Origin of the sequence: Pseudodesulfovibrio piezophilus C1TLV30 (assembly GCF_000341895.1) — a bacterium.
GTDB classification, from domain to species: Bacteria; Desulfobacterota; Desulfovibrionia; order Desulfovibrionales; family Desulfovibrionaceae; genus Pseudodesulfovibrio; species Pseudodesulfovibrio piezophilus.
Window position 1 is genome coordinate 2087125 of record NC_020409.1, and the last position, 20407, is coordinate 2107531.

Genomic DNA, 20407 nt, shown 5'->3' on the forward strand with positions numbered 1-20407 from the left:
AACAGTACCAACTACTTTCAGTCCGTCCGCGGACACGTCACCGAACCATATGCCCCCAAAAGGGAAAGTAAGTACCAGCGAATGCTTGAATTATTTCGTGCGGCCAAAGCCGCGACCATGATTCCCGGTGCACCTGTCATTGACGATGCCGCCATTATAACCGAAGCGGGAATTATCAAGGAGGTCGGTGTATTCAACCACCTCAAATCCTCATTTACCGGAACAGTCACAGACCTAGGCGATGTGACTCTCGCACCGGGACTCATCAACGCCCACTCTCACCTCGAATTGGCTCACCTGCGTGGCAAATGCCCGTCCGGCGCGGGATTTGTCGCATGGGTGGAAAACCTGCTCGGTCAACCCATTTTCGAACTGGACGATCAGGCGCTCAAACGAGCCACCGAAGAATTCAAACGAACCGGGACCGTCATGGTCGGGGATATCGCCACTCGTTTTGCAAAACACATGGCCGGAGTCTTTGAAACTTCCGGTCTTTTTTTTGCCGTATTTGTGGAAGCCATTGGTGAAACCATCCCCAGGAAGACCTTCATACCGGCAGGCGAATTTCACAACGGGGTCATGTCCGTGGCCGGGCATGCCCTCTACACCACCCATGTTGACGTCTTGAAGGCGGCAAAGAACGAGGCCCGCCATAAGAATCTCCCCTTCTCGCTTCACCTGGCCGAGCATGATGATGAAGTCGCGATCATGGCAGGTGAACCCAGTGAATTTCTCGACCTGCTCAATGCCCGTGGTCGACTGCTCGATTTCATCCCGCCTAAGAAACGTCCAGTTCAGCAAGCTGCTGCACTGGGGATACTGGATGCGTCCACCTTGGCAGTCCACTGCGTGAAGGTTACGGATGAGGATATCGAAACAATCCGGCAGTCCGGTGCCACGGTCTGCCTCTGCCCACGCTCAAATGAATTCATCGGCGTAGGACAAGCCCCCTGGGAAAAATGGCATGCGTCAGGAACTCCTCTGTGCCTCGGCACGGATTCACTGGCATCGAATCACGATCTCGATTTATGGAATGAGGCAGTCTATCTCAAACACAACTTCAATGGCGAGCTTTCCTATGAGACCCTGCTTGCCATGCTGACCCGCACCCCTGCAAAGATATTGGGTGCAGATCACGAACTCGGGACTCTGGAACCGGGGAAACGCGCTGTTTTCTCGACTGTTCCCAATAAGATACATGAGCTTTTCTAGCATGTTGGAGGCAGCATAGGTATGAAATGGCTACACAAGGATTTACTGGACGTCTCCCAGCTTTCCCACGCTGAAGTCATGGCGATTTTCGAAACAGCAGGTCGCTTTCAGGAACTTCAGGAACGGCCGGTCAAGAAGGTACCGACACTGAAAGGGCGGAGTGTCGTCCTCTTCTTTGCCGAACCGAGTACACGCACCAAGACCAGCTTCGACGTCGCAGGCAAGAGGCTCTCCGCCGACACCTTTTCTCTGGCCAAGAGTTCGTCCAGCCTGCAAAAAGGGGAAACCCTCAAGGACACAGCTCTGACGCTTCAAGCCATGGCACCGGATGCCATCGTCATCCGGCACTGGTGCAGCGGAGCGGCCCGTTTTCTGGCGGATCGACTGGATTGTTCCATCATCAATGCCGGAGATGGCCGCCATGCGCATCCCACCCAGGCATTGCTCGATAGCCTCACTCTGCATCAGGAATGGGGCGACATGGCAGGCAAGACCATTCTCATTCTCGGAGACATCGCCCACAGCCGGGTCGCCCGGTCAAATGTCATCCTGCTCAATAAACTCGGTGCAAAAGTTCGACTCTGTGGCCCCCGAACCCTGCTGCCCCCAGCCGTCAAACACTGGCAGGCAGAGGTGTATTCCGACCTCACTGAAGCATGCAAAGGAGTGGACGCCGTCATGTGTCTCCGGCTCCAACTGGAACGCCAGCACGACGGTCTGCTCCCTGACCTCCGCGAATACGCACGAACGTACGGACTCGGACCTCGGCACATTGATGTCGCCAACCCCGAAGTCAAGATCCTGCATCCCGGTCCCATCAATCGAGGGATCGAAATCAGTTCCGCCCTTGCAGACTGCACGGATTCACTTATCCTCGATCAGGTCTCCAGCGGCGTTGTTGTCAGAATGGCCTTGCTCTTTCTGTACATGACCCGCAAAGGCGATGAGTAACAAGAGGCCAGGAAGAGCCACGAGGCAAGACCGCTTTGGATGGCGAGAGACCGGTCATTTTGCCACCGGGGAGGGCAAGAAATCAAGCCTCTTGCGTGCCCCAGTGGAATACATGATACCCGGAACGGGCGGAAAGACAGAGGAAAAGGTCGTCGAACATGTTGGCCTTGAACATCTAATTTTTTGGGAGAATCCTAAGAACCTTCTTCAAGAGGAGCTTAGGATTCGCAGAGGCCCACGGCAAGGTCGCCGATGGCAACCAGGAGGATACTTATCATGGCAAAAATCGACTTGATCGTACACAGGGCAAAACTAGATGAGAGGGACGTGGATATTTTTGTCTCCAAGGGCACGATTGTCGAAGTCAAGGACTCTGTCAAACACCTTGATTCAGAAGATGCGCAGATTGAGGAAGCATACGGGCTGACAGTGCTGCCGTCGTTGACGGATGTCCATGTCCACTTGCGCGAACCCGGATTCGAGTACAAGGAAGACATTGAATCGGGGTTGCGCACCGCAGCCTGGGGTGGTTTCGGCAATATCATGTGCATGGCGAACACGAAACCGATCAATGATGACGACTCGGTCACGGCGCTGATGCTGGATAAATCGCGTGAATACTGGCCCAATGGCCCAAGGTTATTCCCGATCGGCGCTCTGACAAAAAAACTGAAAGGCGAAGAACTGGCACCAATGGCCGAACTGGCCAAGGCTGGATGTGCCGCTTTTTCCAACGATGGAGTGCCGGTTAAATCCACAGAACTCTTTCGAAGGGCCATGGAGTACGCATCAGATTGGGACCGTGTGGTCATCGACCATTGCGAAGACCCGTATCTGGGGGTGGCAGCGGGCGTAAACGAGGGAGCGGTTTCAAGCCGACTGGGATTACCCGCTCAACCGGATGTCGCCGAAGCCTTGCAGGTTGCGCGGGACATCCTCATGGCTGAATATCTGAATCTGCCGATTCATCTGGCCCATATTTCATGCAGAAAATCAGTGGACCTGATTCGATTTGCCAAGGCACGGGGCGTCAAGGTCACAGCCGAGACTGCTCCCCATTACCTGCTGCTTACCGAGGAATATCTGGAACAGGACGCATCGGAATACGACACCAATGCCAAGGTCAACCCGCCCCTGCGGACAGAGGATGATCGACAGGCAATGCTCGACGCCCTTAATGACGGGACCGTGGATTGCCTGGCTACTGACCATGCTCCCCATGCAGGATATGAAAAAGAGACCGAGTTTGATGTTGCGCCATGCGGCATCAGCGGCTTGGATACAGCGCTGTCTGTCACATGGCAGTTGGTCCGCGATGGAGCGCTTGACAAAGCGGCTTTTCTCCGAGGCTGGACAACTGCTCCCTGCTCCATTTTCAATCTGCCTGTCAATACGTTCACTCCAGGCGATCCTGCCGACTTCTTCCTGTTCGATGAAGCAGAGGAATGGACCGTCACGGCAGAGACGCTGCATTCCAAGGGCAAAAACACGCCTCTACTTGGCGAAACCCTGAAAGGGCGGGTAAAAACCCATTTCATTCAGGGCAAAAAGATTGTATAGACCGGGCAGTGGTATTCACGGCACTGCCGTGAAGATGTCAGTCAGAATATCCAGGTCCTTATACTATAAAAAATACAGGCCGATCATGAAACACGGAGAGTGAAGCCGTTTGCAAGTCGAGTTCGGAACGCAGAACAAACGTCCCGGAATGACTTTTCCCCCGCTTCACATTGAAGATGTTTCCACTTGGCCTGGAGGAAGGAATATGAGTCAACCTTTCAAAGATGCAGTCGGCTTCTGTAAAACCATCATGCGCAACGGGTATGACGCATATGTTGTCAATATCCGTCTTCAGGCATTGACCCTCGACGAATCGGGCGAGGAAAAAGAACTCGATATCTGCACCGATGCCAGTCTGGCAGAGCTGCAAAAATATTTTCCCACCATGGAAGAGTCCAAGGACAAAGGCATCATAGGCACCCTGAAAGAGGGTGATGTCATGTTCTACTTCTATGCCGCCGACGTGGATGATGCCTCCTATGTGGGCGAGGCCGTGGCTTCCATGACCCCCCGACTGCTCAAACGACTTGAGAAGCGAGGCGATATTCCCCTTTCCTCGGTCTGTCCATTTATTCCCAAGGCAAAGGATACCTACGCCGACTTTGCGGATTTTGCCGAAGGCAAGATTCGTTTCAAGGGAGATTCCGACCAAGCCTTGAAAAAAGATTATTCCCTGGCATACCGCGCCATGCGTTTTGCCGCCAATTTCGACAAGGAAATCGAAGCCAACTCATGGGTTGCCATCGTGCGCAACTCACGGCATATCCTGGAATTCGTGCCCATGGCCGATTTCCTGGACGAATGGCACAAGGTTGAAGCGGAATCCATGCATCGTTTCTTCCACCTGCTCTTTGACTCCATGCTCTTGCACGGCCTGATTCCCGAGGTCGCAGCCCTTTCCAGAGTCAAACAGATCAGGAACTCGGAAGAAGGAACTGAGGAAACCGTTCTGGAGCACACCTTCAATGTCATGCAGACCTATCCGGAAGAGTTACCCTACGACTGGAAAGGGACTGTCGCCTGTCTCTTCCATGATGTCGGAAAACTCTATACGGCCGAGTTTTATGAGGATAAATGGAATTTTCTTCAGCACCACAGAGTCGGAGCCAAAGTTGTCCGCCGCATTCTGAAAAGATTGCGCTTCGAAGAGCAGGATATCGATCTGATATGCGATCTGGTGCAAAACCATATGCGCCCGCATTTCATGCTGACAGACAAGGGAATCCGGCGCCTGCGGTCTCTGGATGAATACCCACGCATCATGGAGATGGTCAAAGCCGACATCAAGTCGCGCGATGGCTCCTGGCGCGAATTCAACCACAACCTCAAGATGGCTGAACGCGCGGATATTCCAGATAACGAAATCGAACCCATGCTTGACGGCAACCGAATCATGGAGATGACACAGCTCAATCCCGGCCCAATCATCGGCAAGATTCGCGAGGACCTGCTGAAAGCCCAGATCGCCGGAAACGTCAATACCGACGACGAAGCGGAACAATTTGTTTACGACTACGTGAGTAAAAACAAAATCTGATCCGAAAAGTACTTCCAACGACTGATAGTCCGCTCTGTCTACAAAGACAGAGCGGACTTCTGTTTTGGGACAACAACTCCCGAGACGGATATACACCGTGCTTCTTTTGAAACACGGCGTTTTTTCGGGAACGTGCTATTTTTACTGACGATGCGGTGGCACGCCGGGCCTTCCGTGGACAGGGACGCACACCAGGAGTTCCCCAGTGTCACGACAGAGACCGGAAAGCGCTCCACGGGGACCATCCACGGTGCAGGCCTTGTTCTCAACAAGGTTTCGACACGCTTCTATGGCTTCAGGTGGCGGGGAGTGATGCAGCATGGGCTCCTGCCCGTGCATGCGGTGCGTGTCCATGGGGCCGTGTCCACCCCGGTGATGAGGCTCTCCCGGAGGAGGACCATATCCCGATTTATGTTCGGGAAGTGGGGCCACTTCTTCGCCTGGGTGCTCCACCCCGGTCCAGTCCGGGATGGGAGTGGATATTGGCTCATAATATTCCACGCCCCCCCCGGCCACGCATCGAATGGCATTGAGAATGCGGATATCATCCCCTTGCGGTCCCTGACCCTGAGAATACTTGGCCGCATTGCCCGCCTTGGGATCACTGCGTTGTGCGCCCGCTCCATGAACATCAAGAAACCGCTTGGCAGCCTGACTCCGGGGCGGCGCAAAATATCCCATGGCTCGGCCAAAGGCGATATAAACGGCCCGACTCGGCTTTGGACCATCGAGATGCGTCGTTGATGTCCAAAAATAAGCATTCTTGTCGGTCACGGAAAAAATCGGATCAATCGCTGCGGAGTCCGTCGATTCCGGGCTGCGGGAGTAATCAACGATCGACTGGAGTTCTTTGGCACTGGGGAGACGCCAATCAGTGCGCCCAGCCAGGTCGAGGTCGGAACAATAATTCAGGGCGTACTCCCAATCCAGAGGATCACGGCTATCCTTCTGTTGCCAGATCAATCCGGTGGCCTTGTCTTCGACAGTGCCGTCTCCCTTGTCCACAAAAGAATTCTTGCCGTACTTCGAGGTGCCGCGAACATACCGAATATACTTGTTATGCCATTGCCCTCGACCATTGATCGGATACGCCTTGATACGGCCATCGGCAAAATTGACACCAAATGCGGCTTCTTCCCCACCCATGACTGTTCCCATATACTTGGTGGACGACCAGTCCTGGCTGTCGATAAGACGCTCCCCGATTCGAGGATCGCCATACTTGAAATCAAAATACCGGGTATTGATGAAAGGAATGGAATCATGTTCGTTCCCCTGCACCCATCCGTTGAAATCAATGAGCGAATACAACTCCTTGATGGTAGGAGCACGCCAATCCGAATAGCCTCCGACCCGGCACGTGGCGGCTTCGCTCATCGCCAGACTCCATGAGATCTTGTACCCCCGCTCTTTGACCCACATCAATCCGGTGACAAGGTCGCTGACCGTCCCGTCTCCATTATCCTGATACCGGGCTGCGTGCCCTTTGTATTGAGCATCCTGACCGTCAAATATTTCCTCTGGAGCCGGGCAATCGATCTGACCGGAATTGTTGAAGCAGGCGTTTTGCCCGGTGTCGACGATAGGGTACGACTCCCCCTTTGCCTGCCCTGTCACAACGAATAAACTGATGAGTATGGTATACAACGTGGTTCGAATCATGAGGTCTCCTATTCCTGAGTAATCGGAATGGCGTGTCCATGCGTTACACGATTCCCTCATCTTTTCTTCAGTGGCATTCAGAAAATCAACTTTTGAATCCTGCAAAGCAGATGCATCTGCCTCACAAAGAAAAACGCCGGAACAGGGTTCTGTTCCGGCGTTGCTTGATGCTTTTTCTCTTCGACTACAGAAGTCGTTTGGCTATCTCACTGGCAGCCTTGCGACCAGCGCCCATGGCCGAAATGACCGTGGCAGCGCCCGTAACGATATCTCCCCCGGCAAAGACATTGGGGATGCTCGTCTCACCGGTCTCGGAATCAGCCTTGATGTAGCCCCACTTGTTCAGAGTCAGATCCGGCGTCGCTTCCAGTAAAATCGGGTTGGGCCGGGTGCCGACAGCGATAATCGCCATATCACAGGCGACCTCCTCGGTTTCCCCTTCCAGGCAGACCGGAGAGCAACGACCTGACTCATCCGGCTCACCCAAAGCCATTTTCTGGACCGTCATGCTGGTCAGGCAGCCCTTCTCATCTCCATGAAAGGAAAGAGGACCACACAAACACCGAATCTTGATCCCTTCTTCCACGGCATGATCGATCTCTTCACGACGGGCGGGCATTTCATCCTCACTGCGGCGATAGACAATGGAGACTTCTTCCGCTCCCATTCGCAGGGCGGTGCGAGCTGCATCCATGGCCACATTACCTGCGCCCAGGACAACAACGCGCCTGGCTCGATAGGCGGGAGTGTCGTAATTGGGAAAATCATAGGCCCGCCCCAGATTGACTCGGGTCAGATATTCATTGGCCGAGAACACGCCCACAAGATTCTCACCCTCGACATTCAGGAATCGGGGCAGGCCTGCTCCCACCCCGATGAAAACGGCATTGTATCCGTCGTCGAACAAATCCTGAATGGTGACAGTCTGACCGCCCACCCAGTTAGTCCGAAAAGTCACACCCAGTTCCTTGAGCCCCTCCAATTCGCGGGCGACCACGTCCTTGGGCAGACGGAATTCGGGGATGCCATAAATAAGCACTCCCCCCGGCTCGTGCAGAGCTTCAAAGACATCCACCTTCATACCACGCCCGGCCAGATACCCGGCCACGGTCAGGGATGACGGTCCCGCGCCGATACAGGCGACTTTCAGGTCGTCACGCTCAAGGGCACAGGTAGAAAGGTCGGTCACAGCCTCACAAGCGGATTGCGCAGCAAAGGTATCGGCCACATATCGCTCCAGTCGGCCAATAGCCACAGGCTCATGCTTCTTGCCCAAGATACACTTGCCCTCGCACTGGGATTCCTGCGGGCAGACACGGCCACAGACCGCTGGCAGGGAATTGGTCCTGCGAATGATATCATACGCCTGATGCAGATCGTCATCACATAGGGCGGCAATGAACCCCTTAATGTCGATATTGACCGGACACCCCTCCTGGCACAGGGGTTTCTTGCATTGCAGACACCGGCCAGCTTCAAGCAATGCCTGTTCCCGCGAGTAGCCCAGGGCCACCTCATGGAAATTCGAGCCACGCTCCACAGCATCCTGATGGGGCATCCCCACGCGTGGCTGAACCATTTTTTTCCTTTTCACATCAGCCATTGCACTGACACTCCTTGCTGAAGCGTTCCATGGATTCCCCTTCCTGCTGCTTGAACTGCCACAGACGGGCTTTCAATTCGCCAAAATCCACCTTGTGTCCATCAAACTCAGGGCCGTCCACACAGGCAAAAAGCGTCTTGCCACCCACAGTACAGCGGCAAGCACCACACATACCGATGCCGTCCACCATGATGGAGTTGAGGGAAACCGTGGTTTTGGTGCCAAAAGGTTCTGTCACGCGACAAACGGCTTCCATCATGGGGACCGGGCCGATGGCAACGACCTCGGCCACGTCATCTTCGGTCTCCAGGATGTCCTGAAGGATTTCCGTCACAAACCCCTTGTGCCCTTCACTCCCATCATCCGTGGCGATACGCAGCTCGGGACAGAATGAAGACAGCTCGGAACAGAAAAGGAGCAAGTCCTTACTCCGTGCCCCGACAATGGCGATGACACGGTTTCCGGCTTCCACATGTCCCTTGGCAATATGGTGCATGGCCGCGATGCCTGTTCCGCCGCCCACACAGACCACGGTCCCGGACTGCTTGATGTGGGTGGCCTTGCCCAAAGGACCACAGACATCCATGAATTCATCACCTTCACTAAGGGTATTCATCTCTGCCGTGCTCTTGCCGACAACGAGATAAACAATGGTGATCGTCCCGTTTTCCTTGTCGCAATCCGCAATGGTCAAGGGAACCCGTTCACCATTGCTGCTGGTGCGCATCATGACGAAATTGCCAGGCTTGGCCTTGGCTGCGATCTGGGGCGCATCAATGACCAGCATGGTCGTTTGCCCCGGAATCAGCTCTTCTTTCCGCAAAATCTTGTAGCCCATGGAAACCTTCCGAAGTTGAAACTCTCACTCTGTGGTGACATGCCTGGAACGCGTACGGTGTTCGACGGCAAAACCAAAGCTACTAGCCTTTCGTTGTGGGGTTGTCAAAACCGGCACGAGCGCCTATAGTATAATGGAGCTGATCATATGACGATTTGCCAATTCCCACGGACGGGAAGCGGAAAACCACGGATCCCTCAGGAATGAGCGCGGCAAATGCCGCAGGGATGGCCGGGCTGCGATGGACTGCGCCACGGCCCTTTTTTGTGCAAGGAAAAGGGCTGGTGCTGACACCGCGAAGAGGACAGGGAGCACTTCGGTTCCGTCAACAACGACGCGAGAGACCGCCGTTTCTTCTCTTGTCGCCTCTTCCATAGCCACAGGGAGAAGCGTGAGAATCAATTCACACGCCTCTGAGCAATACAGCAAGAACATTGCCGCTGAAAAGCCCGTCGAGACAAAACGCACAGAGCCTCAGGCCAGTGTGAAGACAACCTCGTTCGGATTTCGGCTGGGCAAGTTCGGGCTGGATTTCGAATCGAGCAGCACGGTGCTTGATCCCTCCCTGTCACGCGATGTCAGCGACCGGGAACAGACGGAGAAGTCATTTGATGCAGCGCGTGAGGTGGAAACCCTGCGTGCCCAGATCGGCACTGAAGGCGCGGATTATCGTGATCTTTCCCCCCCATCGGAAACCACTTCCAGGCCATCTCAATACCAGGTCAAAAACGCCATGACCGCCTATGCCAAGTCCACTGAAGACATATTGCCACCTCCCGGCAATATGTTGGCCGCCGTGGTCTGAACATCCTTTCCCTCATCACCGCACCAAATGCTCGCAACTTGATTGCCCCCCCCACGTCTTTTCTTCTCTCTTTCGCATCGAAAGAAGAGAGCCTCGGAAAAGGCTCACTCCCTCTGAATCTCCTGAAAATATCTTCCTTCCAGATTCCGTGGATATCATAATGATAAAGAAGACTCATTGAAGGCTTCACCCCCCTTGCCAAACCCTCTTCGAGTGCGCATTATGGGGCCAGCACCTCTTGAGAAGGATTTTCAATGAAAACGATTCAAGCACAGATAAAAGGCATGCACTGCGCAGCCTGCTCAGGCCGTATCGAACGAGTGGTCGGCGGCATGGAAGGCGTGGAAGAGGCTCCGGTCAACCTCGCGGCCGAAACCCTTTCCCTGACATATGACCCGGACAAACTCAGCACTGAGGATGTGGCCGAGCGCATCAAGGGGCTTGGTTTCGAAGCCCTTTTCCCCCAGGATTCCGGCCTGGAATCCCTGCATCTGGAACTCGGCGGCATGCATTGCGCGGCCTGTTCATCCCGGATAGAACGAGTGACCGGTAACCTGGACGGCGTCAATGAGGCCAGCGTCAACCTGGCCGCCAACACAGGTTCCTTTATTTTCGACCCGGCACTGGTTTCGCGCCGGGACATTCGGCAGGCTATCAGTGGTGCCGGATTTACATCCGAGGTTCAGTCTGGAGGCTCCAACCTTTTTGAGACTCGCCGCCGTGAGGCCGAGGAAAAGCTGGCTGCACAAAAACGCGAGATGATCCCCGCCTTTCTCTTCGCCCTTCCCCTCCTCATCCTCTCCATGGGTCATATGTGGGGTATGCCCCTGCCACTCTGGCTTGATCCCATACATGCGCCGCAGACTTTTGCGGGAGTGCAACTGTTGCTCACCCTCCCGGTCGTCTGGTCGGGCAGGAATTTTTATCTTCAAGGTATCCCGGCACTCCTTCGTGGCGGGCCAAACATGGATTCTCTTGTCGCCATGGGAACAGGGGCCGCATTTGTCTATTCCCTTTGGAACACCATTGCCATTGCCACAGGCCTCGGTGATCCCGTGGCGCATGCCATGGACCTCTATTTCGAATCAGCTGCCGTGCTTATTGCCATGATTTCCCTTGGCAAGTACTTTGAAGCCCGCTCCAAGATCAAAACATCCGATGCCATCCGCTCCCTCATGCAACTGACCCCGGACACGGCAACTCTGCTTCGAGACGGCGAACAGGTGACCATATCCGTTGATGAAGTGGAACCGGGTGATACTCTGCTTATCAAGCCCGGAGAACGCATCCCTGTGGACGGGACTGTCGCGGACGGCCGGTCCAGCGTGGATGAATCCATGCTGACCGGAGAACCCATGCCTGTGGGCAAGGATATCGGGGATTCCGTTGCCGGAGGTACGCTCAACACCCATGGCGCACTGACAATTACTACCGAACGAGTAGGGCAGGACACCATGCTGGCCCGTATCATTCGCCTGGTCCAGGAAGCACAGGGGTCCAAGGCACCCATTGCCAATATGGCCGACACCATCAGTTTCTATTTCGTGCCCACTGTCATGACCCTTGCACTCATTGCCGGGGCCGCATGGTATCTCAGCGGTGCGGGATTCCCCTTCTCCCTGCGTATTTTCGTGGCTGTGATGGTTATTGCCTGCCCCTGTGCCATGGGACTGGCAACACCGGTCTCGATCATGGTCGGCACAGGTCGAGGTGCTCAACTCGGTGTCCTGATCAAATCCGGTCGCGCCCTCCAGGAAGCAGGCTCCCTCGATACCGTCATATTCGACAAAACCGGCACCCTGACCCATGGACGCCCTGAAGTCGCGGACATCACCATGGTCCGCGGCACCATGGCCCAGACTGAGGCGGTCTATCTGGCCGCAGCAGCCGAAAGCCAGTCTGAACATCCCCTTGCCCAGGCATTTGTCCGACACGCCAAATCTCTGGAGCTGGATATCCCTCAACCCGATGCATTCGAAGCCATTCCGGGCAAGGGAATCAAGGCGACCATCGGCTACCGGGAGGTGCTCATCGGCAACTGGGATTTCATGCAGGAACACGGCTTCGGCTTTGATGAAGATACCTTTGCCGAAGCAGCCGTGCCTCATTACGAAAGCCAGGGAGCCACGGTCATCTACTTTGCCAGTGAAAATCGACTCAATGCGCTTTTCGCCATTGCCGACGAGATACGCGACGAGACCCCGGAGGTCATCGCCACCCTCAAAAAAGCCGGACTGACCCCGATCATGCTGACTGGCGACAATGCGAAAACCGCTCAGGTCGTGGCAGACAAGGCGGGTATCGAAACTGTGGTGGCAGGCGTCCTGCCCGACCGCAAGGCCGAAGAGGTTGACCGCTTGCAAAAACAAGGCAGAAAAGTGGCCATGATCGGTGACGGTATTAACGATGCCCCGGCTCTGGCCAAGGCGGATATAGGTATTGCCATGGGGTCCGGTATTGACGTTGCCGTGGAATCCGGCGACGTGGTTCTCATGAAATCCGACCTGCGCTCCCTGCTCACCGCTCTCAACCTGTCTCGGGCCACCATGAGCAATATCAAACAGAATCTTTTCTGGGCGTTTGCCTTCAACACCATAGGTATTCCAGTGGCGGCAGGAGTCCTGCACATATTCGGAGGCCCGACACTCAATCCGATGATCGCCGGGACCGCCATGGCCATGAGTTCGGTTACTGTGGTCAGCAACGCCCTGCGCCTTCGATTTTTCAAGGGATAATGGCTCATCAACAACGTCATCCGACACAGAAACAGGAGAAAAGTATGCCCGTAGTCAAAGTCAAAGGCATGAGCTGCCAGCACTGCGTCAAGTCCGTCACCGAAGCTCTGAAGGCACTGAAAGCCAAGGATATCTCCGTTGACCTGCTCTCCGGCGATGTCACATACGCCGAAGAAACTCCCATCACGCCTGACGCGGTCAAGGAAGCAATCACCAAGATCGGTTTCGAAGTCGAAGCCTAGTCCTTCTCAGGCCAATACAGCCTGACGCAAAAAGATCACAAACCACGTTTCGCAATGAACGAGGTTTGTGATCTTTTTGCATCAGGTCCATGCCACCCTTTCTTTTTCAGCACAACTCAGGGGAACAAGACGGACGAGAGCTTTCGTCCCCATCACGAGGCATCCTTCATGGGCAATGGCCCAAGGCTACCATGCCTCTCTCCAGGCATCTCGGCATCGCTCATGGAACGAAACGGCTTGAACAAATGCAGGCAGTCAGCCTGAATAGGACCATTCTCGATCAGACAGTCACTGCACATTTTGCCGCCTTCGGTCTCCATGAAAAAATCCGTGTTGTCGATAACACGAAGACACTGATCACAAACATGCTTTTTCATAGAATATTTCCTCCAGGTAAGCAGTGACAGAATAAGCCTGACACCTGAAGACATTACAAAATGCATGCCCTGCTCTCTCCTCAAAACCCTTTGATATGTTTTTTTACATTCAGACCATAAAGATTTTCCCCTGACGGACGATAAGAAAAGCATGAGAATACAAGGCAGCCATATGAATCTCGGCTTCATGCAGGAGATGACAGTCAACAAGGCCCAGAGCGATGACTCCGGGACCGGCTCCGCTTTTGTGCTCAACACCACGGGCAACACCAAGGCAAGTGCCTCGGCCCAGATAGCCCAAGCCATCGGTCTCGATCCCGCCCAACTCGGCATGAAGACTGCCACCGAGACCAAGGCCGGAACCACGATCCAGCAGGATACCGCCTCGGCATCTCAGAGCCAGCCCATCACTTTGGGGACGGTTTTTGCTGATGAGGTCATCCGCCGTCTGGAAGAAAACGGCGCGACCAATGAGAGCGACGGACAGCCCAAGGATTCAGGCGATCTTCGAGATTCCCTTGCCCAAACCATGGACTGGATACGTGAGCGCTACGGGGATGAAACCGCTGCCGCTGCGTCCGGCATGATTCTTCAATCCACTTCTTCCGGCGTCAACGAAGAAACTCTCGGAGAGGGACTCCTCAACAGCCTCAAGCTCATTGACCGCAATTTCGGGATTGCCGCAGGCGATACGGCCATCGCCAATTTCAATCAGGGGATCAACAGCGAAATCAATGACTATTTCGACAACGGCAAGGCTGAGGTCTTCTATGCCTCCGAGACTTCGGCCGAAACCGCCGGGAGCAGCACCACTCAGAGTTTCAGCTCCCGATCCCTGGCTCGTACACTCGAATCTTCTTCGGACACCGATGAAACTCTCAGCGTCTCCGAACAGCTCCTCGAAGACCTCCAGAACGAATTGGATGATGTCGCGGCTCTTCAAAACCTGACATCACAACTCGAAGACCAGTTCAACCCGGCTGAATTCGTGACACAAAGCGCCACGCAGAACGCCATTTCCGCATATACCCAGCCGTCCGTCCCGGCCGAGCCTCAGTTTACGAACCTCGCGGTCTAGCCAGGCTCCGTCCGCAGACAAAGGCAAGGCCGGTTCTATAAGAACCGGCCTTGCCTTTGTCTGGAGCGCACAGTGTTTGTGAAAAAAAGGCCGCCCACAAGGACGGCCTAAAAAACTCTCTCTCAAAGAGCTTCAATCAATCCGAGAGGCCCAAGGTAGACTTCCCCTTTGAAAGTCAGTTCGGCCGCACCCTGCAAAAAAACATTGCCGTCCTCCAGAAAAACGGTCAGCACTTCACCACCTGTGGTCGTCAAATCAGCCCGACTCTCAGTCAGACCGAGACTGTTGGCTACAAGTTGCGTGGCAGCGGCACCAGTACCGCAAGCATAGGTTTCAGCCTCAACACCCCGTTCATAGGTCCGCAAAAGCAGGGTATTCTCATCCTTGACCTGAGCGAAATTGACATTGGTCCCTGCCGGAGCAAAAGACTCGTGGTAGCGAAGCTTCGGACCAAGATTCATGATATCGAGACTCTCGACATCATCAACAAAAACAACACAATGAGGCACGCCGGAATCCGCGAAATGCACTGTCAGTGGTTCTCCGTCGACCTCAAGCTTGATATTTGTCTTCAATCCCTTGGGTGGCGTCAACTGCACCTTGACACGTCCGGCATCCGGCCCATGAACCAGAACCTGGGCCTTGATAGGACCGGCGTCGGTCCCGAAGACATGCTCAGCCGGGGCCAGCCCGATGGCATGGGCAAGCTTGCCCGCGCAGCGCGATGCATTGCCGCACATTTCTGCCCGTGAACCATCAGAATTGTAGAAATGCCAACGGTAATCGAGGGAAGGATCATCTGATTCCTCCAAAAAGAACACCCCATCCGCCGAGATACCAAATGCACGGGCACAGAGTTTTTGGGCCCACATGTCCATGACTTCCTGTCCGACTTTGGCTTCACGATTATCGATGACAACAAAATCATTGCCGCAGCCCTGCATCTTGTAAAAAGGAATGGATGTACCAAAAATATTCATTATTTTCTCCGGGATTTCTTTCTGTTTAGTCTGACTTCTAAGATATCGTCCAATTCCTTTTGGATATGGATGACGAAGAAAGTGTGCTGTCCAGACCGAAAAAGGTCAAGGGAGTTGCGACGTCAACGAGAATCTCTGGAAGTCTGAAACCGAGCGAGAAACGTGCTTCGCCGCGCCTTGGTCATAACCCAAAAAGCGAGAAAACCGATGACCACAATCACCTGCCAATGAGACTGAAGGAGAACAGCCAGAATGCCGAGGCTGAGGATTCCAGCTATTCCCTTGGGCAAAGGGGAGGAAAAAATCCTGACGGCGGCCACGGTACAGAGAAGGGCGTTGGTCAGGAAAAAGCCATCTGCCACGGCAACAAGCATTGCCAAATCGAAAAAACCTGCCCCGACCATACAAAAAAGAAAAAGATGGATACAGGTATATCCCGTAATGACAACCCAGGGAATCCCGAAACAATTACGCCGATTCAGCACATCCGGCAGGCCGGTTTCCTGAGAGAGGTGGGCAACGAGTCTGGAGACTGCCCCGACAACGACAAGATAAGTGGTCATGCATAATCCGGCAGTCATGGCGGCATTGACCCACGGCGCATATACCCCGAAAAGCGGATACAGGAGCGCAGCAACGCCATGCCCGGCCTCCACCGGGAATTGGCCGTATTGCAACCCTGCCGCTACAGCCATGAAGACCAGCCCGATGATACAGGCTGCCAGAATGGCGGCACGAGGCACTGTTCGGCGCGGATCAACAACTTCATCCCCATAATTACCGACAACTTCCCAACCGACCACGGCCCAAAAAAGCAGTAGCATCGTATACCCCATGGTGCCGGAATCAAATTCCGGCAATGCAGTGGGAGCCTGACTGTGAAAAACAAGAACCAGTCCAGCTCCGGTCAAGAGTAAACCGGTCGCCGATGAAGCCAGAACCAAAGTGATCCGGCTCATGTTCCGCAGACCACTCAGGATCAGCCCGGCGCACACGACCTGAATAATCCCTCCCGCCACAGCCTGGCCCAGTTCTGTCTGTGGAGCGATCTCCGGCGGCAGATACGTAACAATGGTCAGGACGACCGCAGCAGGACCGAAGAACAACGCACAGATCAACGCATATGCCGAGAACTGTTTAGCCGCAGGACCAAAGGCATACTCGACAGCATTGGCGGCACCACCTTCTCCTGGTAGCAAAATACCGATCCTGGCAAAAACATATGCCAGTGCAATCCCGAAAAGACTGATAAGTGCCCAACCAACCAAGGCCCAATCTCCGGCAACAGCAATCGCCATGGGAGGAAGCACAATGATCCCCGCTCCAAGGATAGAGCCTATCATCATGCAGCACAAAGAAAGTGTTCCAATTTTCCGTTGATTCATTCCTGATCTCTTTGGTTGATTTTTTACGACCTTCGTGGAATATGGTGGAAAAATCAAATTCATATATTTTGAAGATGCGTTCGGAAAAACAGAACGCTCGACGGAGTCAACCATGGATATACGAAGCTTGCGATGTTTTTTGGCCGTGGCTTTTGAAGGGAACCTGACGCGAGCTGCCGAATCACTCTTTCTGAGTCAGTCAGCCCTGAGCGGACAGATCAAGCAATTCGAGGAAGAGCTTGCATATCCCCTGTTTATTCGACAGGCACGGGGCATGGCCCTGACTGCCGAGGGTGAATCCCTGCTTCCTTATGCACGCAGCGCTATCCAGGCCATGGAAGATTTCAAGGTCAGAGCCGAGTCCCTGCATAAAAGGGCAGCCAGCAATCTCACCGTGGGGCTGAATACCGATCCCGCTTTTCTGCGAATGGGAGCATTGGCCCGCAATATGCGGGTGTCTGTCCCGGAAATGCAGCTCTCCTTTATTGTGTCCCAAAGCCGCCATACTGCGGAATCTCTGCGTTCAGGCGATATGGATATCGGCTTTCGCTTCGGCCAGTGGGGAGAAGAAGGTATTCACGACGAGTATATCGCTCCGGTTTCCCTTGCCATTGCCATCCCCACAACCATGGCAGAGAGCCTCGAACCCGGCGATTGGCGCGGCCTTGCTGCCCTGCCATGGATATATACCTTTCGCGGCTGTCCCTTTCACGTGGCCCTTCGTGAACGCATGTCCGCCTTTGGTGTGGAGCCGAACCCGGTCGAGCAGACCGTAGATGAAGGAATCATGCGTGAACTCGTGGCCGAGGGAGTCGGCGTGGCCATTCTCCGGGAAAACGATGCCAAGCGGCTGGAAAAGCATTCGCTCGCCGTGCTCTGGCCCGAACGGCTTCAAGTGCCGCTCTGCCTCTCGTACCCGGCAGGCAAGGGCTATGACTCTCCGCTGCGGGAATTTCGCGATGTCGTCCGAACCGTCTGGCAGGAGCCAATCTTGCTCAGTGCCTAGGTTGGGGGTGGCGGAGCACTGCCCACCCATGCTACCCGTACTTGCGTCATGATCGTTCAAACAATCATATCCCCCTGCTGGCAGGCGTCCCCCTCCGCTCTTGCCTCGAGCGTAAGCCATCTGGAGAACCTGCTCCAACATGCTCCGGACGAAACAGAGCTTTTCTTCCGCGCCGATGATATCGGTGTGCCAAGCAAGAACTGCCGCCACATGTTGGCACTCTTTGCCCGGCATCACATCCCGCTACACCTGGCCGTGACCCCGGCCTGGCTTTCTGAAACGCGATGGCAGATCCTCAGGGAATGGGCCGGGAAAGAGGACTCTCTCTGGATTTGGCACCAACACGGCTGGCGACACCAGAACCATCAGAAGAGTGGGAAAAAAGGAGAATTCGGCCAGGACCGCTCCAGCGAAGCAAAGCAGGCCGACATCATCAAAGGTCGCGAAAAACTGATTGGACTGATGGGGACCGACTTCGCGCCAGTCTTTACCCCGCCGTGGAATCGATTCGACACGGTGACCGGAGGCATTCTCGCTGAAGCGGGCTATCGTGCGGTTTCCCGATCAGTCGGCGAAATGAAAAAAGTCCCCTTGCCTGCCTGCCTGCCTGATTATGCCATCAACGTGGACCTGCATACGCGCTCGGAAGCCCTCCCCCAAAATGGACTCCAGACCCTGCTCGATGAATTTCGTCTGGCAATGGATTCCGGTCGAATAGGAATCATGCTGCACCACCAACGCATGAACGACGCCTCTTTTTCCTTTCTGGACAGTCTCTTGTCGCTCGCAAAAAAAATAAAACGATTCAAATTGACAACTCTATAAGCTCTTACATGTAGGAAATATTCGCAGATTCCTCACGCGATTCCCTTGTCATGGCTGGCCCCCTCGCTTAGTATATGGAGAACGTGGAAATTCAACCGGTTAATCATGGGGGCATGATGGGATGGCATAGCCGAGAGCAAAAAGGACTCACAGAAAATCAGGAAGACCGCATAAAAAGGCTCATTACCCTGCCCTTTGCCAAATCGGTGGAGATCAGCTTCAAGAGTCTCAAGGTGCGTTTTTTTCGCTCCATGATCACCGTATCCAGCCTGGTTCTGGCTGTCTCCTTTCTGTCATTTGTTCTGGTCAATCTCGATATCGCCTCCGGCCTGCTTCGGGAAGGTGGCACCGATGCTGCCCGGTCACTGGCTCTGGCCGGGTATGACGTCAACCTTGCCCAGGGGCTGGTTGCCATGTCGGCGAAGGAACGGTGGATCATCATCCTTTCCCTGCTCGTCTGTACCGTTGGCATCATCAATGCCCAATTGATGTCGGTCACCGAACGGTTCTCAGAAATCGGAGTCATGAAATGCCTGGGTGCTCTGGACTCCATGATTCTCAAGCTTTTTCTGCTCGAAGCCGCCATGCAGGGAATATTCGGCGCGGCCATCGGAGCAGTGACAGGCTTTGTTTTCTCCCTGGTCACCGGGTTTTTCCGATTCGGCCCCATGGCCCTTTCCGGGTTGTCCCTGACGGACGCCCTCGGCTCCGTGGGATTGGCGACCCTCGGCGGCTGCAGCCTGAGTCTTATCGGCGTTCTCTATCCCGCACTTCTCGCAGCACGCATGGAACCAATCAACGCCATCCGCGCCGAGCACTGAGGATTTTACATGTCTGAACAAAAGAAAACAATCGTCCGAGTCATTGGCGTGAGGAAGACTTTCACCATTGGCAAGCAGAAACTCCAGGCTCTCAAGGGAGTCGATCTTGAAATATTCTCCGGTGAATACATTTCCATCATGGGACCATCGGGGTCAGGGAAATCAACTCTTTTCAATATGATCGGCGGGCTGGACAAACCCACTGACGGCAAGGTGTTCATCGATGAAGTCGATATCTCGCAACTTGATGCCTATGAGCTGGCATGGCTCCGCAATCGCAAAATCGGATATATTTTCCAGACATTCAATCTGATTCCGGTCATGACCGCCCTTGAGAACGTGACTCTCCCCATGACCTTTGCCGGGATGAATAATGACGATGCCCAGGAAAAAGGCATCGAACTGCTCAAATTGGTCGGACTGGGGGAGCGTTTCCAGCACAAGCCGCTGGAACTGTCCGGCGGTCAGCAGCAACGCGTAGCCGTAGCCCGTTCCCTAGCCAATGACCCGGCCATCATCCTGGCAGACGAACCCACGGGAAATCTCGATCTGACTACAGGCGAAGAAATCATCGAACTGCTCCAGATGCTCTCCAGCGAGCGAGGCGTGACCGTCATTTCCGCAACCCACGATTACAAAATGCTCAACGTTTCCGATCGCGTGGTCTGGGTGCGGGATGGCATGGTGGACAGAGTGGAGAAAAGGGAAGAACTCGATATCTCCATTGGAGGCATAGGAGAAAAACTCACTGGACAGAAAAAGGAATCCCAGACCGGAGGGCACTCCTAAC

19 protein-coding genes are annotated in these 20407 nt (G+C 54.5%); 12 read left to right on the forward strand and 7 right to left on the reverse strand.

Translation table 11 applies throughout. From position 1 onward, the window contains the following. Positions 1 to 81: 81 nt before the first annotated feature. The 4 genes from BN4_RS09955 (at position 82) to BN4_RS09975 (ending at position 5260) form a co-directional block, all read left to right on the forward strand. Entirely contained in the window at positions 82 to 1212 is a 1131-nt protein-coding gene (locus BN4_RS09955; RefSeq protein ID WP_015415261.1) for an amidohydrolase family protein, read from the forward strand. A 21-nt stretch (positions 1213 to 1233) separates the two neighbouring features. Continuing rightward, the gene (locus BN4_RS09960) at positions 1234 to 2163 is read left to right on the forward strand and encodes an aspartate carbamoyltransferase catalytic subunit (RefSeq protein ID WP_015415262.1); all 930 of its coding nucleotides are present in this window, start codon (positions 1234 to 1236) and stop codon (positions 2161 to 2163) included. A gap of 276 nt (positions 2164 to 2439) precedes the next feature. Further along, positions 2440 to 3723 carry a dihydroorotase gene (locus tag BN4_RS09970; protein WP_015415263.1) on the forward strand — a complete coding sequence of 428 codons (1284 nt, stop codon included), beginning with the start codon at positions 2440 to 2442 and terminating at the stop codon, positions 3721 to 3723. 205 nt (positions 3724 to 3928) lie between these two features. Further along, entirely contained in the window at positions 3929 to 5260 is a 1332-nt protein-coding gene (locus BN4_RS09975) for an HD domain-containing protein (RefSeq protein ID WP_015415264.1), read from the forward strand. A gap of 141 nt (positions 5261 to 5401) precedes the next feature. Here BN4_RS09975 and BN4_RS09980 read toward each other — a convergent pair whose 3' ends face one another. The 4 genes from BN4_RS09980 to BN4_RS09995 all read right to left on the reverse strand — a co-directional run bounded on the left by BN4_RS09980 (position 5402) and on the right by BN4_RS09995 (position 9765). Next, positions 5402 to 6922, reverse strand: a complete 1521-nt coding sequence (locus BN4_RS09980) for an Lcl C-terminal domain-containing protein (protein WP_015415265.1) — start codon at positions 6920 to 6922, stop codon at positions 5402 to 5404. 184 nt (positions 6923 to 7106) lie between these two features. Next, positions 7107 to 8525 carry an NADPH-dependent glutamate synthase gene (gene gltA, locus BN4_RS09985; RefSeq protein WP_015415266.1) on the reverse strand — a complete coding sequence of 473 codons (1419 nt, stop codon included), beginning with the start codon at positions 8523 to 8525 and terminating at the stop codon, positions 7107 to 7109. Continuing rightward, positions 8518 to 9363, reverse strand: coding sequence for a sulfide/dihydroorotate dehydrogenase-like FAD/NAD-binding protein (locus tag BN4_RS09990; RefSeq protein WP_015415267.1), 846 nt, complete (start codon positions 9361 to 9363; stop codon positions 8518 to 8520). Before BN4_RS09990 ends, gltA begins: the two co-directional genes overlap by 8 nt. A 123-nt stretch (positions 9364 to 9486) precedes the next feature. Beyond that, the gene (locus BN4_RS09995) at positions 9487 to 9765 is read right to left on the reverse strand and encodes a hypothetical protein (RefSeq protein WP_041720281.1); all 279 of its coding nucleotides are present in this window, start codon (positions 9763 to 9765) and stop codon (positions 9487 to 9489) included. Here BN4_RS09995 and BN4_RS10000 point away from each other — a divergent pair. The 3 genes from BN4_RS10000 to BN4_RS10010 all read left to right on the forward strand — a co-directional run bounded on the left by BN4_RS10000 (position 9755) and on the right by BN4_RS10010 (position 13145). Beyond that, complete coding sequence (locus BN4_RS10000) at positions 9755 to 10168, forward strand: hypothetical protein (protein ID WP_015415268.1); 414 nt, start codon at positions 9755 to 9757, stop codon at positions 10166 to 10168. The two genes, BN4_RS09995 and BN4_RS10000, sit on opposite strands and share 11 nt — an antisense overlap. Positions 10169 to 10422: 254 nt before the next feature. Continuing rightward, on the forward strand, positions 10423 to 12903 hold the full coding sequence (locus BN4_RS10005) for a heavy metal translocating P-type ATPase (RefSeq protein ID WP_015415269.1): 2481 nt from the start codon (positions 10423 to 10425) through the stop codon (positions 12901 to 12903). Between the two features lie 44 nt (positions 12904 to 12947). Then, positions 12948 to 13145 carry a heavy-metal-associated domain-containing protein gene (locus tag BN4_RS10010; protein ID WP_015415270.1) on the forward strand — a complete coding sequence of 66 codons (198 nt, stop codon included), beginning with the start codon at positions 12948 to 12950 and terminating at the stop codon, positions 13143 to 13145. Positions 13146 to 13297: 152 nt separating this feature from the next. On the opposite strand, the gene BN4_RS10015 is transcribed toward BN4_RS10010, so the two are convergent. Then, entirely contained in the window at positions 13298 to 13522 is a 225-nt protein-coding gene (locus tag BN4_RS10015) for a hypothetical protein (RefSeq protein ID WP_041720283.1), read from the reverse strand. Between the two features lie 151 nt (positions 13523 to 13673). Here BN4_RS10015 and BN4_RS17200 point away from each other — a divergent pair, with 151 nt between their 5' ends. Further along, positions 13674 to 14600 carry a hypothetical protein gene (locus BN4_RS17200; RefSeq protein WP_157871341.1) on the forward strand — a complete coding sequence of 309 codons (927 nt, stop codon included), beginning with the start codon at positions 13674 to 13676 and terminating at the stop codon, positions 14598 to 14600. A gap of 122 nt (positions 14601 to 14722) precedes the next feature. On the opposite strand, the gene dapF is transcribed toward BN4_RS17200, so the two are convergent. Both dapF and BN4_RS10030 read right to left on the reverse strand, forming a co-directional pair. Next, positions 14723 to 15580, reverse strand: coding sequence for a diaminopimelate epimerase (dapF, locus tag BN4_RS10025; protein WP_015415273.1), 858 nt, complete (start codon positions 15578 to 15580; stop codon positions 14723 to 14725). A gap of 122 nt (positions 15581 to 15702) precedes the next feature. Further along, positions 15703 to 16965, reverse strand: coding sequence for an APC family permease (locus tag BN4_RS10030; protein ID WP_015415274.1), 1263 nt, complete (start codon positions 16963 to 16965; stop codon positions 15703 to 15705). 112 nt (positions 16966 to 17077) lie between these two features. Here BN4_RS10030 and BN4_RS10035 point away from each other — a divergent pair, with 112 nt between their 5' ends. From BN4_RS10035 to BN4_RS10050, 4 genes are all read left to right on the forward strand, one after another. Then, positions 17078 to 17971, forward strand: coding sequence for a LysR family transcriptional regulator (locus tag BN4_RS10035; RefSeq protein ID WP_015415275.1), 894 nt, complete (start codon positions 17078 to 17080; stop codon positions 17969 to 17971). 48 nt (positions 17972 to 18019) lie between these two features. Next, a complete protein-coding gene (locus tag BN4_RS10040) occupies positions 18020 to 18796 on the forward strand; it encodes a polysaccharide deacetylase family protein (protein ID WP_015415276.1) in 777 nt (258 codons plus the stop codon). A gap of 116 nt (positions 18797 to 18912) precedes the next feature. Next, positions 18913 to 19617 (forward strand): ABC transporter permease, encoded by a 705-nt coding sequence (locus BN4_RS10045; RefSeq protein WP_015415277.1) that lies wholly within the window; start codon positions 18913 to 18915, stop codon positions 19615 to 19617. Between the two features lie 9 nt (positions 19618 to 19626). Continuing rightward, the gene (locus BN4_RS10050) at positions 19627 to 20406 is read left to right on the forward strand and encodes an ABC transporter ATP-binding protein (RefSeq protein WP_015415278.1); all 780 of its coding nucleotides are present in this window, start codon (positions 19627 to 19629) and stop codon (positions 20404 to 20406) included. Position 20407: the final 1 nt, after the last annotated feature.

Bases quoted from the DNA above. Each gene is read 5' to 3' on its own strand.
- BN4_RS09955 (WP_015415261.1), top strand. From the start codon at position 82: ATGCTTGAATTATTTCGTGCGGCCAAAGCCGCGACCATGATTCCCGGT.
- BN4_RS09960 (WP_015415262.1), top strand. From the start codon at position 1,234: ATGAAATGGCTACACAAGGATTTACTGGACGTCTCCCAGCTTTCCCAC.
- BN4_RS09970 (WP_015415263.1), top strand. From the start codon at position 2,440: ATGGCAAAAATCGACTTGATCGTACACAGGGCAAAACTAGATGAGAGG.
- BN4_RS09975 (WP_015415264.1), top strand. From the start codon at position 3,929: ATGAGTCAACCTTTCAAAGATGCAGTCGGCTTCTGTAAAACCATCATG.
- BN4_RS09980 (WP_015415265.1), bottom strand. From the start codon at position 6,922: ATGATTCGAACCACGTTGTATACCATACTCATCAGTTTATTCGTTGTG.
- gltA (WP_015415266.1), bottom strand. From the start codon at position 8,525: ATGGCTGATGTGAAAAGGAAAAAAATGGTTCAGCCACGCGTGGGGATG.
- BN4_RS09990 (WP_015415267.1), bottom strand. From the start codon at position 9,363: ATGGGCTACAAGATTTTGCGGAAAGAAGAGCTGATTCCGGGGCAAACG.
- BN4_RS10005 (WP_015415269.1), top strand. From the start codon at position 10,423: ATGAAAACGATTCAAGCACAGATAAAAGGCATGCACTGCGCAGCCTGC.
- BN4_RS10010 (WP_015415270.1), top strand. From the start codon at position 12,948: ATGCCCGTAGTCAAAGTCAAAGGCATGAGCTGCCAGCACTGCGTCAAG.
- BN4_RS10015 (WP_041720283.1), bottom strand. From the start codon at position 13,522: ATGAAAAAGCATGTTTGTGATCAGTGTCTTCGTGTTATCGACAACACG.
- BN4_RS17200 (WP_157871341.1), top strand. From the start codon at position 13,674: ATGAGAATACAAGGCAGCCATATGAATCTCGGCTTCATGCAGGAGATG.
- dapF (WP_015415273.1), bottom strand. From the start codon at position 15,580: ATGAATATTTTTGGTACATCCATTCCTTTTTACAAGATGCAGGGCTGC.
- BN4_RS10030 (WP_015415274.1), bottom strand. From the start codon at position 16,965: ATGAATCAACGGAAAATTGGAACACTTTCTTTGTGCTGCATGATGATA.
- BN4_RS10035 (WP_015415275.1), top strand. From the start codon at position 17,078: ATGGATATACGAAGCTTGCGATGTTTTTTGGCCGTGGCTTTTGAAGGG.
- BN4_RS10040 (WP_015415276.1), top strand. From the start codon at position 18,020: ATGATCGTTCAAACAATCATATCCCCCTGCTGGCAGGCGTCCCCCTCC.
- BN4_RS10045 (WP_015415277.1), top strand. From the start codon at position 18,913: ATGGGATGGCATAGCCGAGAGCAAAAAGGACTCACAGAAAATCAGGAA.
- BN4_RS10050 (WP_015415278.1), top strand. From the start codon at position 19,627: ATGTCTGAACAAAAGAAAACAATCGTCCGAGTCATTGGCGTGAGGAAG.